The sequence below is a fragment of the Mycolicibacterium celeriflavum genome (genome assembly GCF_010731795.1).
Lineage (GTDB): Bacteria > Actinomycetota > Actinomycetes > Mycobacteriales > Mycobacteriaceae > Mycobacterium > Mycobacterium celeriflavum.
Genome location: NZ_AP022591.1, coordinates 4,418,532 through 4,434,926 on the forward strand (window position 1 = coordinate 4,418,532; position 16,395 = coordinate 4,434,926).

Below are 16,395 nucleotides of genomic sequence, written 5' to 3' on the forward strand. Positions count from 1 at the left end.
GAGACTAGAAGATCAGCCCCGTCGCCCTGCTGGTGGCCGCGGCGAAGCGGTTCTGCACGTCCACCCAGTTCACGACGTTCCAGAACGCCTTGACGTAATGTGGCCGCGATGCCGTCGCCGGTGTCCGCGGGGCGGATCGTCACCTGCTCACCTCGGTGTGATTAGTCCCCTTTGAAGATTCGGCGAAGCCGTGCATGGTTCTCAGGCAGGACCGAATGCGCCTTGCGATATATACCCCCGGGGGGTACGTTGTGAACTACCACTAGGGCGTGTAGGCCGATTCAATCTGGACTTCTGGAGTAGCCGATGACCGCACAACACGACCATGACCACACCGGCCACGCCGATCACCAGCATGCAGACAACGTCAACAAGATGGCCGTCAGCGCGACACTGCACTGTCTGACGGGGTGTGCGATCGGTGAGATCCTGGGCCTCATCATCGGAACCGCGCTCGGGTTGAGCAATCTCGCCACCATCGCCCTTGCCGTCGCGTTGGCGTTCTTCTTCGGCTACACGCTGTCCACGCTGCCGTTGCTGCGCGCGGGTGTCGCCCTGGGTACGGCGCTGAGCGTCGTGCTCGCCGCGGACACGTTGTCGATCTTGACAATGGAGATCGTCGACAACGCGGTCATGGCCCTCATCCCCGGCGCCATGAACGCCGGTCTGGTCAACGCGGTGTTCTGGGTGAGCATGATGATCGCGCTGACGGTCGCATTCTTCGCCGCCTATCCGGTGAATCGCTACCTGCTGCGAAAAGGCAAAGGGCACGCGCTGACACACGAGTATCACCATGGCGGCGCTGCGCCCACCGGTGCCCGCAGGTTCATTCCCGCCTTCAGCACCGAGGCGCTGGTCGCCGGGATCACCGCGTTCATGCTGGGCGGGCTTGTCGTATCGATCGCCGATCAAGTTGCCAATCCACAGGATTCGACAGAACACGGCCAGCCGGCGATGACGATGGAAGAGCACCGTGCAATCGCAACGTGATAACGAGATGGCGTCAGGTTTCTCTCCGGCCGGTGCCCTCCGGAATCGCTGCTACAGTCGGGACCACTGTGAGTCTTGACGACGTCCGATCGCGGAAGTCAGCCGGCACCATCGCCGTTCTGGCTCTGGCGTTCTGGGTCGTTGTCGTCGGCTTCGATTGGGCGCTGCCGACCCCAGACGTCGCTCCGCATCACGGACCGCATGCATTGTCGGCCGCCTACCCTGACTCCGCGGTCATCACCCCGCACGAGCACGTGCGAGATGGATCGGCGAGTGTGGACCGCGAAGCCTTCGCCGAGGCAGTGCTACCCCGCTCGAATACCGCCCTGGTCGCGCTCGCGATCCTCGCGGCCTTGGCTGTCCTGCTGCCGTTTTGGCTTGACGGGCGTCTGACCGCGGTACGTGGTCCACCCAAGGTCCCACTTCACCATGTTTCAGGCCGGGTGCTATTGACCCGGCTGTGCATCGCACGCCGCTGATCGATCAGCGTCAGACCATGTCGTAATTCTCGCCATGGTCGGCGACCGCTGTCCTCGATCAGCCGGCCGCGTGCCGATCCGCCGCGGCCTGACACAGAAGCGATGCACTTGTCATGAATCATTCACTATCTCTTCGCAACCTGGTATTACACACCCCTCGGCAGCGCTGCCTCGGCCGCTACGATCGGCTCGGGACAATGGTCGGCCACACGCCCGTGCTACGCATCGGGGCGCCGTTCACAGCGTCCGACCGCGGCTTTTGGGCCAAGCTCGAGGGCCTCAATCCGGGCGGCATGAAAGACCGCCCTGCCATGCACATGGTCCAGCAGGCCCGCCAGGCCGGTGCGCTCAAGCCGGGCGGGCGGATTGTCGAGTCAACCAGCGGCACTCTGGGTTTGGGACTTGCGCTGGCCGGCACCGTGTATGGCCACCCGGTCACCCTCGTGACGGATCCGGGCATGGAACCCATCATCCAGCGAATGCTCACCGCATACGGCTCGAACGTCGATCTGGTGACCGAACCACATCCCGAGGGCGGCTGGCAGCAGGCCCGGCGGGAACGGGTCAAGCAGATACTGGCCGCCGACGAAACGGCATGGTATCCGGATCAATACAACAATCCTGACAACGTCGACGCATATCGCGGCCTCGCTCTGGAGTTGCAGGCGCAGCTCGGCAACGTGGACGTATTGGTCTGTTCGGTGGGCACAGGTGGCCACTCGGCGGGCGTTGCTCGGGTATTACGCGAGTTCAACCCGGCGATGGAGTTGATCGGTGTCGACACTGTGGGCTCCACCATCTTCGGTCAACCGGCCAGCCCGCGTTTGATGCGTGGTCTCGGCTCGAGCATCTATCCGGGAAACGTCGACTACGGCGCCTTCAACGAGGTGCACTGGGTCGCTCCCGCCGAGGCCGTATGGGCATGTCGTACCCTCGCGGCGACGCACTATGCCAGCGGCGGATGGAGTGTGGGCGCGGTTGCACTGGTCGCCGGTTGGGCGGCGCACCGCTACCCGGCCGGCGTGACCATCGCCGCGATCTTCCCCGACGGACCGCAACGATACTTCGACACCATCTACAACGACGACTTCTGCCGCGAGAACGGACTTCTTGATGCCACGCCACCCGGCCGGCCAGCGGCCATCGATCATCCCGATCAGCGTGTGGTGTCGTCGTGGACACGATGCCCGACGGTGGTGGACCCGGTAGGGGCGCTCCGATGAGCGCCCTCGCCGAGTTCCGCAAGTTCGGGTGGCCGAGCCGACTACTGATGATCAACCAGTTCGGTATCAATCTCGGCTTCTACATGTTGATGCCGTATCTGGCGGGCTACTTGGCCGGTCCACTGGGCCTGGCCGCCTGGGCCGTCGGACTGGTACTGGGCGTGCGCAACTTCTCCCAGCAGGGCATGTTCATCGTCGGCGGGACGCTGGCCGACCGTATCGGATACAAGCCGTTGATCGTCGCCGGGTGTCTGCTGCGCACCGCGGGATTCGGGCTGCTCGTCGTCGCCGACTCGCTGCCTGCGGTGCTGATCGCCTCGGCAGCAACAGGATTCGCAGGAGCACTGTTCAACCCCGCGGTTCGGGCGTACCTCGCCGCGGACGCGGGCGAGCGACGCGTGGAAGCATTCGCGATGTTCAACATCTTCTATCAGGCGGGAATCCTGGCTGGTCCGCTCGTCGGCCTGGCGCTGATGGTGCTGGACTTCCGCATCGCCGCAGCCGTCGCTGCGACGGTGTTCGCACTGCTGACGTTGGCACAACTGCTCGCCCTGCCCCAGCGCACCGCCACACCGCCGCAAGAGCGAACGTCCATACTCGACGACTGGCGAACCGTGCTGTCGAATCGATCCTTCTTGCTGTTCGCGGCCGCGATGATCGGTTCCTACGTGCTGTCGTTCCAGGTGTACCTCGCGCTTCCGTTGCACGCCAAGGAGTTGTTGCCAGACGCAGAGCATGCGATCGTCGCGGCGATATTCGTGGTCTCCGGATTGGTGGCGGTGGCCGGTCAACTCCGAATCACCCGCTGGTTCGCCAAGCGATGGGGCCCGGGACAATCCCTGGTGATCGGAATGCTCATCCTCACTGTGTCGTTCGCGCCGATGGCGGTGTTTCCCGATAGCAGCCGAGCCGGTTCCCACGCGGCGGTGGCCGCTCTCCTGGTCGGTGCGGCGGTGCTGGCGATCGGTTCGGCGGCGGTCTTCCCGTTCGAGATGGATACCGTCGTATCGCTGGCCGGTGATCGCCTGATCGGTACGCATTACGGGTTCTACAACACCGTCGTCGGCGTCGGAATCCTCTTGGGGAACCTCGCGGCGGGAACTCTCATGCAGAGAGCCGTCGATGCGGGCGTACCGGAGTTGATCTGGTTGGCCCTTGGCCTGGTTGGTGTATTGGCCGCCGCCGCACTGTACCGGCTCGACCGGACCGGCCGCCTGGGGCCGAGGCTCGCGGAAGCTCGGATCTGATGAGACGATAGATACCCCCTAGGGGTACTTGTTCGGCGCGCCGAGCGGTGATAGCGTCAGCATATCCCGGTACCCCCCCGGGGTATAAAGGAGGCGACATGAGCACCAGTACACCTATGGCGGTCGAGTGGGAGTTGCGCGGCGACTGGTTCGACGTCTGCAGCTGTAAATTGCCGTGCCCCTGCAGCTTTGCCCAAGAGCCGACGCACGGCGACTGCCTGTTCACCCTTGTTTGGCATGTGCGCGAGGGCCACTACGGCGATGTCGATCTGGCCGGTCTGTCGGTAGCGGCACTCGGGGAGTTCACGGGCAACATGTGGGTCGGCGATCCGAACGCCAAGATGAGATTGATGTTCTATATCGACGCCAGCGGTGACGCCGATCAGCGACGGGCCCTCGAACGGATCTTCACCGGGCACGAAGGCGGCTGGCCCGCCGAATTCGCCAGTCTCATCGAGGATTTGCGCGGCATCGAATACGCGCCCATCAGCTTCGATGCCGCAGAAGATCTCGACTACTGGCGGGCGTCGATCCCCGGCAAGCTCGATCTCCAGGTCGACGCGCTCACCGGACCGACGTCCGACCCCGGCCGACGGGTCACCACCGTCAACGCACCGGGCGCCGAGGTCGGGCCGGGCCAGGTCGCGACGTGGGGCGTGGTCAAGCGTGACCACGCCACCGGCTTCGAGTGGTCCCACGACCACGTCGGCGCCTCGAGCAAGTACTTTCCGTTCGACTGGCGACCGGATCCGGAATCCGGCGAACGGGAATCGGTGACTGAGTCGTCATGTTGCTGCGCCTGACCGCCTCAGGGCGCGGTGTCGGCGGCTTTGCGCCACGCGCGCTCGCTCAGCAGTCGCAGACCGTTCATCGCGACGATGAACACGCTCGCGACAGCACTGCCTGAACCAGTCAGGCGCCAAAGCCGAACCGGCGGAACGCGCTTAGAAAATCAACCCCTGCGCCTTGCTTGTGGCCGCGGCGAAGCGGTTCTGCACGTCCTCCCAGTTCACGACGTTCCAGAACGCCTTGACGTAGTCGGCCTTCACGTTCTTGTACTGCAAGTAGTACGCGTGCTCCCACATGTCGACCTGCAGCAACGGGATGATGCCCAGCGGCACGTTGGCCTGCTGGTCGTAGAGCTGGAATGTGAGCAGCCGCTGACCCAAGGTGTCGTAGCCGAGCACCGCCCACCCCGAGCCCTGCAACCCGTTGGCCGCGGCCGCGAACTGGGCCTGGAACTTGTCGAACGACCCAAACTGGTCGTCGATCGCGGCACCCAGATCGCCGGTCGGCTTGTCGCCGCCGTTCGGCGAGAGGTTCTTCCACCAGATCGTGTGGTTGACGTGCCCGCCGAGGTGAAATGCGAGGTTCTTCTCGTTGAGGAAGATCGCCGCATGGTCGCCGTTGGCGCGCGCTTCCTCGAGTTTGGCGATCGCGTCGTTGAGCCCCTTCACGTAGGTTGCGTGGTGCTTGCTGTGGTGAATCTCGTTGATCTGCCCCGAGATATGCGGCTCCAGGGCGCCGTAGTCGTAGTCGAGGTCAGGCAGGGTGTACTCGGCCATTGGGCTTCCTTTCTGATCGCAGTCCTAGCCTATGGCGGCAATCTATACCTGTCTACCTGAACAGATGTTGTGGTAATCTGTGTCCCGCGGGCGGCCGTGGACGACATCGATGCAGCACATCATGTGGCGACTTGTCTTCCGGCGGGTGGCGAAGTACCACGGCCGGCCCGCACCACTTCCGCCGACCGGTGCCTTTCCTTGCCCGACGCGACGATCAGCCCGTAACCTCAGACCGTGGCCGGCCCGACCGGCGTCCGCGCCGATGAACTCACCGCGTTGGAAGTTTTCAGTGGCTATCGGGCCGAGGCTCTGGTTCCGCTGGCGGCCCAACTGAGTCCGCTCGACGCCGCTTCGGGGCAGGTGCTCATGCATCAAGGCGAACTCGCGGTGTCCTTCCTGTTGATCGGCTCCGGCGAGGCAGAGGTCACGCACATCGGAGTCGACGGGCACGACACCGTCGCCAAGCTCACGGCCGGGATGATCGTCGGCGAGATCGCGCTGCTGCGTGACACCGCGCGCACCGCGACCGTCATCGCCACCCAACCCGTACGCGGATGGGTGGGGGGACGCGAAGCGTTCGCGACGCTGCTCGAGATCCCGGGCATGCTCGACCGGCTGCTGAGCACCGCACGACAGCGCCTGGCCGCCTACGTCAACCCCATCCCGATCCGGCTACGGGACGACACCGAGTTGTGGCTGCGTCCGGTGTTGCCCGGCGACAACGAACGCACCTCCAGAGGTCCCGTCGAATTCTCCAGCGAGACGCTCTATCGCCGCTTCCAGACGGTCCGTATTCCGAGCAAGTCGCTGATGCGCTTTCTGTTCGAGGTCGACTATGACCACCACTTCGTCTGGGTGATGACCGACGGTCCCGACGGTCCGGTCGTGGCGGACGCGCGCTTCGTGCGTGACGAGAAGGATCTCGCCGTCGCGGAGGTCGCGTTCACCGTCGCCGATGCCTATCAGAACAAGGGCGTCGGAACCTTCCTCATGGGGGCGCTCGCGATCGTTGCGGATTACCATGGCGTGCAACGCTTCACCGCACGTGTGCTCTCCGACAACTTTCCCATGCGCAGAATCCTCGCCCGCTCCGGTGCGCGCTGGCAACGCGACGACCTCGGCGTGGTCACCACCACCATCGGGGTACCGCGCCCGCCCGATCCGCCGTTCACAGCTGAGCTGACCAAACAGATCCGCGATGCGGCGTCTCAGGTCGTGCGGGCGGTCGGCTGATGCGCGTGCCGTTGTCGAAGGACACTCGACTGTGCATCTCACTGTCGGGCCGACCGACCAACATCGGTACCCGGTTCCACAACTACCTGTACGACCTTCTCGGTCTCGACTTCATCTACAAAGCCTGCACCACAACGGATATCGCTGCGGCGATCGGGGGAGTGCGGGCGCTCGGTATCCGCGGTTGTTCGGTGTCGATGCCGTTCAAACAAGACGTGCTGGCACTCGTCGACGAGGTGGAACAATCGGCGCGGTCGATCCACGCCGTCAACACGATCGTCAACGACCTGTCCGTGCCCGGCGGCAGGCTCACCGCATCGAACACCGACTACCTTGCGGTGCAACGTCTTATCGCCGAGAACAGACTTGCTCCCTCACAGTCGGTGCTCATTCACGGCAGCGGCGGGATGGCCAGTGCGGTCGGCGCCGCGTTCCGCGACCTCGGATTCGACCACGGCACGATCGTGGCGAGAAATGCCGAGACCGGTCGTTCGCTGGCCGACCGCTTGGGCTTCGACTACGTAGCCGACGTCGGCTCGCGTGGCGCCGACGTACTCGTCAACGTCACGCCGGTCGGGATGGCCGGCGCGCCAGAGGCGAGCGAGAAGCCCTTCGACGACGCGACGATTGCCAAGGCGCACAACGTCTTCGATGTGGTCGCCATGCCCTCCGAGACACCACTCATCAAGGCGGCGCGAATAGCGGGGGTCGCGGTGATCACCGGCGCGGAGGTGATCGCGCTGCAGGCGGCCGAGCAGTTCGAGCGCTACACCGGCATACGGCCGACCGACGAACAGATCCTGGCCGCCTCCGCGGTGTCGCGCGCCTGAGTCAGGGCGTGATGGTGGTCTGCTCGTCGATGACCGCCGTGGCGTCCATCAGCGCACCCATCTGGTCCTCGCGGCCGTCGGCGTTGAGTTGTAGGACGAACAGCCCGTCCTGGCCGGGTATCACGACCGTCTTCTGAGCGATCGCCCGCAAGACGCCGTCCTTGGTGTAGGTGCCTCCGATCTGCACGGCGTCGAAGCCGGAGAGTTCGGACGGCGAGCCTTCCTCGGCCCCTTCGTAACCGGGCAGGTTCTGGATCTCGCCGGGCGCGAACTCGAGGACCTTCGCCGGATCGACGTTGCCGGTCAGCTTCGACACCAGCGCGATGACGGTTGGGGGGTCCTGAGCCATCGCGGGGTCGTCGGAAACGATTGCGCCGTAAGCCCATTCCGGTGCGCGCGGTCCAGCATCACTCCAGCCGGGCGGAAACGGCAGGTCGATGGTCGGCGCACCGGGATCGCCGCGTTTGACCGGTGTCTCAACGATCTCGTTGTCCCGGATGTAGTCGACGATCGTGTAGTTCGAACCGGTGGCCTTAGCCGCCGCGGGCGGCGGGGCGGGGTTGCTGGCAGCCGATGTGCTGGTTTTCTCCGAGGGCGCCGCGGGCTCGCTCGTGGTGTCCGATCCACACCCGGCCAGGCCAAGGCCGAGTGCGACGGCCGCAACCGCGATGATCCCGGCCCGCATCGAACTGCTCATCTGCTCCTCCAACGGTTTGATCTGCGCCGTAGCCTACGGGTGCCATCCGTCGCTTGCAGGAAAACCCCATCCGACGGCCGCTTCCCGCCGGCAAACGTCCGGAAAGACTTTGCTGAGGCGGTCGGAGATGGTTAGCTGTGTGCAGACTGTGTGGGGGCGACGGCCGTGGTGCCGGAAGGGGAACGCGCGATGTCGTCGGATGGTGCGCGAATGAAGACAGCGCTGCGTTCGCTGGGTGCAATGTGTCTGGCTGTGCTCGCGGCGGTCGTCCTGGCCGTCGCATGGACGGCCGCAACCGCGGTGCAGTTGGCGGCGAGCGCGCTGATCATGGGCGGAACAGAGCACCCGTTGAGCTCCCCGCCGGATGATCCGGCATTCATCAGCGAATACTTGGACGACGCCGTCACCCTCTTCATCAACCCGGCAGCGGGCACGCCCACCGGTCCCGGGCACCCGCCGATCGACGACGTCGACCGCAACGTCTATGCCGTCGTCTATCCCGCTCAGTTCTTCCCGGTGTTCGGCAGCAAGACCTTCGACGCCTCCGTCGGCGAGGGTGTGCTCAGCCTCGACGGGTGTGTTCGCGGGGCGGCGTCCTGTGTCTACAACGAGGACGCCAGTTACAGCGTCGACCCGAATCTGCCGACGCCGCCGCCGACGCTTCCGGAGCCTCCTGCGGATGAGGATTACGTCATCTTCGGCTATTCGCAGAGCGCCGTGGTCGCGTCTCTGGTGAAGCGCGGGTTGATCACCACGCCGAGGGCTGGGGAGAACCCGGGGGAGACGTCGTTCTTCCTGCTGGCCAATCCGATGCGCCCCAACGGCGGCATCCTGGCGCGAGGACCGGAAGGACTGACGATTCCGATCCTCGGTGTGACCTTCCACGGCGCGACCCCGACGAACACCTGCGCGCAGGCTGGCGGTCCCTGTATGCCGACGGTCGACGTCGCGGCGCAGTACGACGGCCTCGGCGGTGACGCGCCCGCCAGCCTCACCAATGTGCTGGCCATCCTCAACGGCGTCGCCGGCTACTACTACCTCCACGGCGATCTGCAGAACGCGGAGTTCGATGATGCGCTCTACCAGGGCAGCCAAGGCGACACCGACTACTACCTCTACCCGACGAAGCGGCTGCCGATCTTGATGCCGTTCGAGGGTCTGGCGCCGTCGCCGGTCCTGACGCTTCTGGACGCGCCGCTTCGCGTGCTGATCGAGGGAGCCTACGCGCGTGACGTCAGCCCCGGCGTCGCAACTAAAGTCGGCCTGCTGCCCTTCCGGAATCCGATCCAGACGGCGCTCAACCTCGTGGCGGCGATTCCGACTGGTATCGATGACGCGCTCGCCGAGATCGCGGGAGATCCGACGTTCCGCCCGCTCGGCACTCAGCCGACCAGCAGCCCATTCGGTGTCGGCGGCCCTGACCTGCCGTCGGCCCCCGAGGAGAGCGACATGCGGGTGTCGATGTCGTGGTCAGCTGCGGGCGACGACGAAGTCGATGAATCGGTCAGCGACAATCGCCAAACGCCCGTCGACGAGTTCGAACCCGCGCCAGACGCGCTCGGTCAGGATGTGACGGGCGACAAGCCGCTCGACATCGTCGAGAAGCCCGTCGACACGATCGAGGAGAAGCCCCTCGATAGGCTCGAAGAGAAGACGACACTCGACGAGGACGAGACCCCAGTCGATGAGGAAGAGGTCGTTGATCAAACCGGCGACGAGGAAGCGCAGGACGACCTCCTCAAGACGGAAAAGCCAGTGGTGGGCACCAAACCCGACGATCCGAAGGTGCGCGGGCCCATCGAGTTCGATTCACAGAACAAGGCGGGCGACGAGCCCGGTGAGCAGGCCGACGCCGACGGCACTCCAACCTCCGAAACGGACAAGGATCCCGGCGAGGACGCGGCCGACGGGTCCGAAGGGGAGGCCGCCGCCTAACCGGGCGATCAGCGGTTGCAGCATCGCCGTGGTCGCGGTCCTGACGATCTGCGCGGCCGCGTGCGGCGGGCCGCCTGAACCGTCCCAGGACTCGGCGCCGTCGGCGGAGGAACCGCAGAAGATCAACCCGGCCCGAATCGAGCGCGCCCGAAGTGCGCTTCCCGCCGGGTACGAGGTCGCCGATCTCGAGGGCCCGATCGGACCGATCACCGCGTGGGGGTACGGCGCGCAGTGGAGCACTGATCCGCCGACGTGCGCTGTGCTGGTCGACCCCGCCGCCGACGCCGCGAGCTCCAGCGGCTGGTCCGCATCGGGCCCGGGAGGCATCGTCTACTCCGTCGTCGCAGACGCCGCGGCACCTCTCGATCCGGGGACGATCGACGAATGCGGGCGCTTCACCGTCGCTGGCGGGCGCACCACGGGAAGCGTCACGCTCGGGCCCGCGCCGGTCATCGACGACGCGCCGACGGTCGCGTTGGGCACGGCGAGCACGACCGTCGTCGAAGGCGGCACCGAAACTCGTTCGCACGCCAACACTGTCACCGCATACCTCGGTGACCACGTCGCATTCGTCACGGTCGTCACCGACCCCGGTTCACCGCACCCGCAACTCGGCTCGGCATTCGCCGCCACCCTGATGAGGGAAACGGTGTCCGCGTTACGGGGTTGAGGCCCTATTCCCGGGTAGCCTGTGCGGCGATGTCGAAGAGCCCGATGCTGGTGTTTGCGTGCGCCGGCCTGCTCACCGCGTGTGCGACCGGCCAATCGGCCGACGATCTGTCGCACGCCGACATCGCTCGCGTCAAGGACGTGCGGGCCAGTTTCGGACCCGGCTTCACGGTCACCGACGTCGGGCCGACCGGTATCGACCCGCGGCTGCTCGGCCGGCAAGCGCTGCCGCCGGGTATGAAATTCGAACCGCCCGACTGCGCTTCATTCGCAAGTCAGCAGATGGTGCCCGAAGGCGCCAGGGGCAACATGGCGGCAACGACGGCCGAGGGCGACGGTAACCGGTTCATCGCGATCGCGGTCGAGACGTCGGAGGCTGCTTCGGTCAATGCGCCGACCGACAACTGCCGCAAGGTCGGCTTCGCCGGCGCTGCACTGCGCGGCCTGGTCGAGGTCGTCGAGGCGCCGCAGATCGAAGGTGTCCAGACGTTGGGAACCCACCGCGTACTGCAGACGACCGCCGACGGCAAGCCCCGCACCGGTGAGCTCTACAACTACCTGGCCAGCTTCGGTTCGTTCCTGGTGATCGTCACCGCGAACCCGTTGGTGCTGCCCGACAAGCCCGTTGCGAAGGTCGACACCCAACGCGCCCGCGACCTGCTGGTCGCCGCGGTGAAGGCGGTCAGGTCTTAGCGCACGTCGTGCGGACGGAATTGGATGCTGATCCGCGGGCCGACGGGTCGCGCCGTCTTCGGAATGGCGTGCTCCCAGGTGCGTTGACACGAGCCGCCCATCACCAGCAGGTCGCCATGGTGGTGCTGCAGGCGTAACGACTTGCCGCCGCCACGTGGCCGCAGCGCGAAAGTCCTTGTTGCACCGAGCCCGACGATCGCGACCATGGTGTCCTCGGTGCTGCTGCGCCCGATGGTGTCGCCGTGCCACGCGACGCTGTCGTCGCCGTCGCGGTACAGGCACAGCCCGGCGGTGGTGAACGGTTCGCCGAGTTCACCGGCATAGGCATCGTTGAGCCGACGGCGGAGATGCTTGAGGCGCGGATGCGGCGGTTCCTCGTCGACGAGGTTGTGGAAGCTGACCAGCCGGGGCACGTCGACCACGCGGTCGTACATCGGTCGTCGCTCGGCGCGCCAGGGGATGCCATCGTGCAGTTCGGCGAAGAGTGCGTCGGCATCGTCGAGCCAGCCGGACCGGTAGTCAATCCAGGCGCCGTTGCCCAGATGGCGGCGTTCGGCGTGCTCGAACAGCGAGCTCTGCAGAGCCAGCTCCATGACCGCGATTCTATCGCACAAGCGTTCGACCCGGGTCAGAGCCGCACCGCGCCCGGGCCCTGATTGGCCAGCATGTCTCCGGGGTTGGTGAGCGCGCAGGTCTTCAGGCTCAGGCAGCCGCAGCCGATGCAGCCGGCCAGGTTGTCCCGTAGGCGCTGCAGATGAAGGATGCGCTCATCGAGATCCTGCCGCCAGCCGGCCGACAGCTTCGCCCAGTCCTTGCTCGTCGGCACCCGGTCGGTGGGCAGGCTGGCCAGCGCTTCGCGGATGCGCGACAGCGGAATGCCGAGCCGTTGCGACATCCGGATGAACGCGACCCTGCGCAACGTCTCCCGGGCGTAGCGGCGCTGGTTGCCGGCCGTGCGCCGGCTGTGGATGAGACCTTCGCGCTCGTAGAAGTGCAGTGCCGAGACTGCAACACCGCTGCGAGCCGACATCTCGCCGGGAGTCAGCTCGTGAATAAACTCCATAACATCAACCATAGTTGAGGTGACTGCGCGGGTTACGGTGCTAGATGTGACGCTGGGCTGCGACTCCGAGGTCGGGCGACTGCGCGCGGTCATCCTGCACCGGCCCGGGGCCGAACTGCAGCGGTTGACGCCCCGCAACAACGACGCGCTGCTGTTCGATGGACTGCCCTGGGTGGCCCGGGCCCAGCAGGAGCACGACGCGTTCGCCGCGCTGTTGGCCGACCGCGGGGTGGAGGTGCTGCTGCTCGCGGACCTCCTGACCGAGGCACTGTCGCACAGTGGTGCGGCAAGAATGCACGGCATCGCAGCGGCGGTCGATCCGCGGCGGTTGGGTCTGCCTCTGGCGCAGGAACTTTCGGAGTATCTACGGGCGCTGGAGCCGGCGCCGCTGGGCCGCGTGCTGATGGCTGGCATGACGTTCAACGAGTTGCCCCTGTCGGGGGCCGAGTTGTCGCTGGTGCGCCGGATGCACCACGGTGCCGACTTCGTCATCGAGCCGTTGCCGAACCTGTTGTTCACCCGCGACTCGTCGTTCTGGATCGGTCCGCGGGTGGCGATCACCTCGCTGGCACTGCCGGCCCGGGTGCGGGAGACGTCGCTGACCGATGTGATCTACGCGCATCATCCGCGGTTCCTCGGCGTGCGGCGGGCCTACGAGTCGCGGTCGGCGCCCGTCGAGGGCGGTGACGTGCTGCTGCTCGCACCGGGTGTCGTCGCGGTCGGGGTGGGTGAGCGGACCACGCCCGCGGGCGCTGAGGCGTTGGCGCGCAGCCTGTTCGATGACGATCTCGCCCACACGGTGCTGGCGGTGCCCATCGCGCAGGGGCGCGCGCAGATGCATCTCGACACGGTCTGCACGATGGTCGACGTCGACGCGGTGGTGATGTACCCACCGGTGGTGGACTCTCTGTCGGCGTTCACGATTCACCGCGACGGCAGCGGTGGTGTGCGCATCGACGACGAGGTGCCGTTCGTGGATGCCGCCGCGGCGGTGATGGGTATCGAGAGGCTGCGAGTCATCGCGACGGGCCTCGATCCGGTGACGGCCGAACGCGAGCAGTGGGACGACGGCAACAACACGCTCGCGTTGGCCCCGGGAGTGGTGGTCGCCTACGAGCGCAACGTCGAAACCAATGCCCGCCTTGCCGATGCGGGGATCGAGGTGCTGCCAATCGAGGCGTTCGAGCTCGGTACCGGCCGCGGCGGCCCGCGATGCATGTCGTGTCCAGCGGGCCGCGACCCGCTCTAGGCTCGCGCCAGCTGCTGCAACCTCCACAGCGGATACCCACGCTCGATTACCGCCATGCGGGCGAGTACCGCGGTGGTCAACGCGGCAGCGTTGCTCCCATCGATGACTTTCCAACCCATTTGTGCCGCCACGCCTGGGTCGTCGACACCGAACACCACGCCGACCTTTGGTGGGTCGTACCCCATCGCGATGCGCAGACTGTCGTTCCCGTCGTTGATCGTGAAATCCGTCTTCGGCGGTGGAAGTCCCGCAGCGATCATGGCCAGCCGGGGCGACGTCTCTTGTGGTGACAGGGATCCGCCGTCCATCAGAGCCAACGCTTCCATCGAACGCTTCAACCCCCGAGTACCGCGATAGCGATCAAAGAGCGGCCCTACATCGGAAGCCGCGACCCGCGTTGTCCGGGCCAATGCGTCGAGGACGACCACAGCTCGGAGTGGGGGTAAATGACGCCCGAGGTCGAGAGCGGTCCGCTCGACGGCAGTCACGGGCATACCGGCGATCTGGGTCATCTCGTCGGCGTCGATACTTTCGTTACGGACCGTGATCCCCTGCGGCGATCGGCCACTGCGCCAGATCAATTCGACATCCATCAACTGGTCATCGACACGCGCGCCGTGCAGGGCGGCCGCCGCGATGCCTGCGATTACGGACTGCCGTTTTGACCACAGATAGGCCCCGACCGTACGTTGCGCCAACTGCGGCGAGGCGGCCTTGCTGATGTACACATCCGGGAACATGGCGCGGTAGTTCCACCGCAGTTGTCCACGGGTCAGCGTGCCGCTGGCCAATGCGGCGCTGCCGACGAACACGTCGTCCACGCCATCATGCTGTCCGGTAGGACTGACAAGTGGCGGTGCTAGCGTCGAGATTGCACACAGGGTCGCGGTCGGCGATGAACAACCGTCAGTGCAATCTCGTCGCTAGCCTCCGAACGCGAGGTGCTCGCCGGAGCGCAGCGGCGGCTAGCGCCAGCTAGGCAGCCAGATCTGCATGTTCCAAGTCGATTGCGAGATCGGGATGCCCGTCAGGATCGGATACATCCACGCGAAGTTCGTCAGCACCAATGCGACATAACAGCTCACCGCGATCAGCCCGAGCGTCCGGCGCTCGGCGTTCTGGTTCGGCTTGTGCAGGATGTCGCCGAGGATCAACGCGATCATCATCACCATGAACGGCGCCATCGTCGCCGCATAGAAGAAGTACATCTGGCGGTCGATGTCGGCGAACCACGGCAGGAAACCGGCGCCGTAGCCGACGAGCGCAACCGCGTACCGCCAGTCCCGCCTGACGAACGCCCGCCAAACCGCCCAGGCCAGCACCGGCACCGCGAGGAACCACATCGCGGGTGTGCCGACCAGCATCACCGCCTTCACGCACGACTGCGCGCCACACCCCGGGACGTCCTGGTTGTCGATCGCATACAGCACCGGGCGCAGAGACATCGGCCACGTCCACGGCTTGGACTCCCACGGGTGGTGGTTCCCGTCGGCGTTGGTGAGCCCGGCATGGAACTCGTATGCGGCGTACGTGTAATGCCACAGCGAGCGCAGTGCATCCGGAATCGGCAACACGCTGTCCTCGCCGATCGACTGCCCGACCTCGTGGCGGTTCACTGCCGTCTCCGACGCGAACCACGGTGTGTAGGACGCCAGGTAGACGACGAACGGGATGAACACCAGCGCGTACAGCGACGGCCCCAGATCGCGCCGGAACGCCCCCAGCCACGGTCGCGGCACGCGGTACTGCCGCCGCGCCACGATGTCGAACACCATCGTCATGACGCCGAAGAACGCGACGAAGTAGAGCCCGGACCACTTTGTGGCACAAGCCAACCCGAGCAGCACGCCGGCGCCGAACCGCCACCACCGCACGCCGAGCCGCGGTCCCCACAGCGTTTCGCCGATGCGACCCTCCAGCAGCGCGACGTGCATGCGCTCCCGCACCTGGTCCCGGTCGACGATCAGGCAGCCGAACGCGGCCACCACGAACATCACCAGAAAGCCGTCGAGCAGCGCGGTGCGCGAGGCGACGAAGCTGACCCCGTCGGCGACCACCAGCAGCCCCGCGATGCCGCCGACCAACGTCGACCGGCTGATGCGTCGCGCGGTGCGCGCCACCAGCACGACCATGATCACGCCGCAGACGGCGCCGGAGAACCGCCAGCCCAACCCGTTGTAACCGAACAGCGCCTCGCCGATCGCGATCAACTGCTTGCCGACCGGCGGATGTACGACCAGGCCGTAGCCGGGGTTGTCCTCGACGCCGTGGTTGTGCAGCATCTGCCACGCCTGCGGGGCGTAGTGCTTCTCGTCGAAGATCGGCGTACCGGCGTCGGTTGGCGACCCGAGGTTGAGGAACCGCGTCACCGCCGCCAGCGCGGCGATGACGCCCGTCATCACCCAGCCCTGCATGCGGTCGACCGGACCGAAGTCGGCGACGGGCACCTGCGGCGCGGGGCTGATGACGGGGACCGCGCGTGGCGCTTTGGTGGCGGGGGCGGTCACGAGTGCGATCGTAGG

17 protein-coding genes and 1 pseudogene are annotated in these 16,395 nt (G+C 66.1%); 11 read left to right on the forward strand and 7 right to left on the reverse strand.

Annotation, left to right across the window (positions count from 1 at the left end; genetic code table 11):
• Nucleotides 1-4: 4 nt before the first annotated feature.
• Nucleotides 5-106, reverse strand: a pseudogene (locus G6N18_RS21195) (superoxide dismutase); the annotation flags it as partial.
• 200 nt (nt 107-306) lie between these two features.
• Between G6N18_RS21195 and G6N18_RS21200 the strand changes: the two are divergent.
• From G6N18_RS21200 to G6N18_RS21220, 5 genes are all read left to right on the forward strand, one after another.
• Complete coding sequence (locus G6N18_RS21200) at nt 307-990, forward strand: DUF4396 domain-containing protein (protein WP_234806204.1); 684 nt, start codon at nt 307-309, stop codon at nt 988-990.
• Between the two features lie 68 nt (nt 991-1,058).
• Nucleotides 1,059-1,469, forward strand: a complete 411-nt coding sequence (gene lpqS / locus G6N18_RS21205; RefSeq protein ID WP_083004515.1) for a putative copper homeostasis (lipo)protein LpqS — start codon at nt 1,059-1,061, stop codon at nt 1,467-1,469.
• 113 nt (nt 1,470-1,582) lie between these two features.
• Complete coding sequence (locus G6N18_RS21210; RefSeq protein WP_083004512.1) at nt 1,583-2,692, forward strand: PLP-dependent cysteine synthase family protein; 1,110 nt, start codon at nt 1,583-1,585, stop codon at nt 2,690-2,692.
• Nucleotides 2,689-3,939 carry an MDR family MFS transporter gene (locus tag G6N18_RS21215; protein ID WP_083004582.1) on the forward strand — a complete coding sequence of 417 codons (1,251 nt, stop codon included), beginning with the start codon at nt 2,689-2,691 and terminating at the stop codon, nt 3,937-3,939. The genes G6N18_RS21210 and G6N18_RS21215 overlap by 4 nt, the downstream gene beginning before the upstream one ends.
• A gap of 98 nt (nt 3,940-4,037) precedes the next feature.
• A complete protein-coding gene (locus G6N18_RS21220) occupies nt 4,038-4,742 on the forward strand; it encodes a DUF1326 domain-containing protein (protein WP_083004508.1) in 705 nt (234 codons plus the stop codon).
• 141 nt (nt 4,743-4,883) lie between these two features.
• Here G6N18_RS21220 and G6N18_RS21225 read toward each other — a convergent pair whose 3' ends face one another.
• Nucleotides 4,884-5,504, reverse strand: a complete 621-nt coding sequence (locus G6N18_RS21225) for a superoxide dismutase (protein ID WP_083004505.1) — start codon at nt 5,502-5,504, stop codon at nt 4,884-4,886.
• Between the two features lie 234 nt (nt 5,505-5,738).
• Here G6N18_RS21225 and G6N18_RS21230 point away from each other — a divergent pair, with 234 nt between their 5' ends.
• On the forward strand, nt 5,739-6,737 hold the full coding sequence (locus tag G6N18_RS21230; RefSeq protein ID WP_083004501.1) for an acetyltransferase Pat: 999 nt from the start codon (nt 5,739-5,741) through the stop codon (nt 6,735-6,737).
• A complete protein-coding gene (locus G6N18_RS21235) occupies nt 6,737-7,567 on the forward strand; it encodes a shikimate 5-dehydrogenase (protein ID WP_179962332.1) in 831 nt (276 codons plus the stop codon). Before G6N18_RS21230 ends, G6N18_RS21235 begins: the two co-directional genes overlap by 1 nt.
• A gap of 1 nt (nt 7,568) precedes the next feature.
• Here the strand turns inward: G6N18_RS21235 and G6N18_RS21240 are convergent, their stop codons facing one another.
• Complete coding sequence (locus G6N18_RS21240) at nt 7,569-8,264, reverse strand: envelope biogenesis lipoprotein LpqN (protein ID WP_083004494.1); 696 nt, start codon at nt 8,262-8,264, stop codon at nt 7,569-7,571.
• A gap of 210 nt (nt 8,265-8,474) precedes the next feature.
• Between G6N18_RS21240 and G6N18_RS21245 the strand changes: the two genes are divergently transcribed.
• The 3 genes from G6N18_RS21245 to G6N18_RS21255 are packed head-to-tail and all read left to right on the forward strand — an operon-like array spanning nt 8,475 to nt 11,561.
• Complete coding sequence (locus G6N18_RS21245) at nt 8,475-10,199, forward strand: PE-PPE domain-containing protein (protein WP_083004579.1); 1,725 nt, start codon at nt 8,475-8,477, stop codon at nt 10,197-10,199.
• A 28-nt stretch (nt 10,200-10,227) separates the two neighbouring features.
• A complete protein-coding gene (locus tag G6N18_RS21250) occupies nt 10,228-10,869 on the forward strand; it encodes a DUF5642 family protein (protein ID WP_165606466.1) in 642 nt (213 codons plus the stop codon).
• 29 nt (nt 10,870-10,898) lie between these two features.
• Nucleotides 10,899-11,561, forward strand: a complete 663-nt coding sequence (locus tag G6N18_RS21255) for a DUF5642 family protein (protein WP_083004491.1) — start codon at nt 10,899-10,901, stop codon at nt 11,559-11,561.
• Here the strand turns inward: G6N18_RS21255 and G6N18_RS21260 are convergent.
• Nucleotides 11,558-12,154 carry an alpha-ketoglutarate-dependent dioxygenase AlkB gene (locus G6N18_RS21260; RefSeq protein ID WP_067220947.1) on the reverse strand — a complete coding sequence of 199 codons (597 nt, stop codon included), beginning with the start codon at nt 12,152-12,154 and terminating at the stop codon, nt 11,558-11,560. The genes G6N18_RS21255 and G6N18_RS21260 overlap by 4 nt on opposite strands.
• A gap of 35 nt (nt 12,155-12,189) precedes the next feature.
• The gene (gene soxR, locus G6N18_RS21265) at nt 12,190-12,624 is read right to left on the reverse strand and encodes a redox-sensitive transcriptional activator SoxR (RefSeq protein WP_067220949.1); all 435 of its coding nucleotides are present in this window, start codon (nt 12,622-12,624) and stop codon (nt 12,190-12,192) included.
• Nucleotides 12,625-12,661: 37 nt separating this feature from the next.
• Here soxR and arcA point away from each other — a divergent pair, with 37 nt between their 5' ends.
• On the forward strand, nt 12,662-13,873 hold the full coding sequence (arcA, locus tag G6N18_RS21270; protein WP_067220952.1) for an arginine deiminase: 1,212 nt from the start codon (nt 12,662-12,664) through the stop codon (nt 13,871-13,873).
• Here arcA and G6N18_RS21275 read toward each other — a convergent pair.
• Both G6N18_RS21275 and G6N18_RS21280 read right to left on the reverse strand, forming a co-directional pair.
• The gene (locus tag G6N18_RS21275; protein WP_067220953.1) at nt 13,870-14,694 is read right to left on the reverse strand and encodes a hypothetical protein; all 825 of its coding nucleotides are present in this window, start codon (nt 14,692-14,694) and stop codon (nt 13,870-13,872) included. The genes arcA and G6N18_RS21275 overlap by 4 nt on opposite strands.
• 144 nt (nt 14,695-14,838) lie before the next feature.
• Nucleotides 14,839-16,380 carry a dolichyl-phosphate-mannose--protein mannosyltransferase gene (locus G6N18_RS21280; RefSeq protein ID WP_067220956.1) on the reverse strand — a complete coding sequence of 514 codons (1,542 nt, stop codon included), beginning with the start codon at nt 16,378-16,380 and terminating at the stop codon, nt 14,839-14,841.
• Nucleotides 16,381-16,395 lie beyond the last annotated feature (15 nt).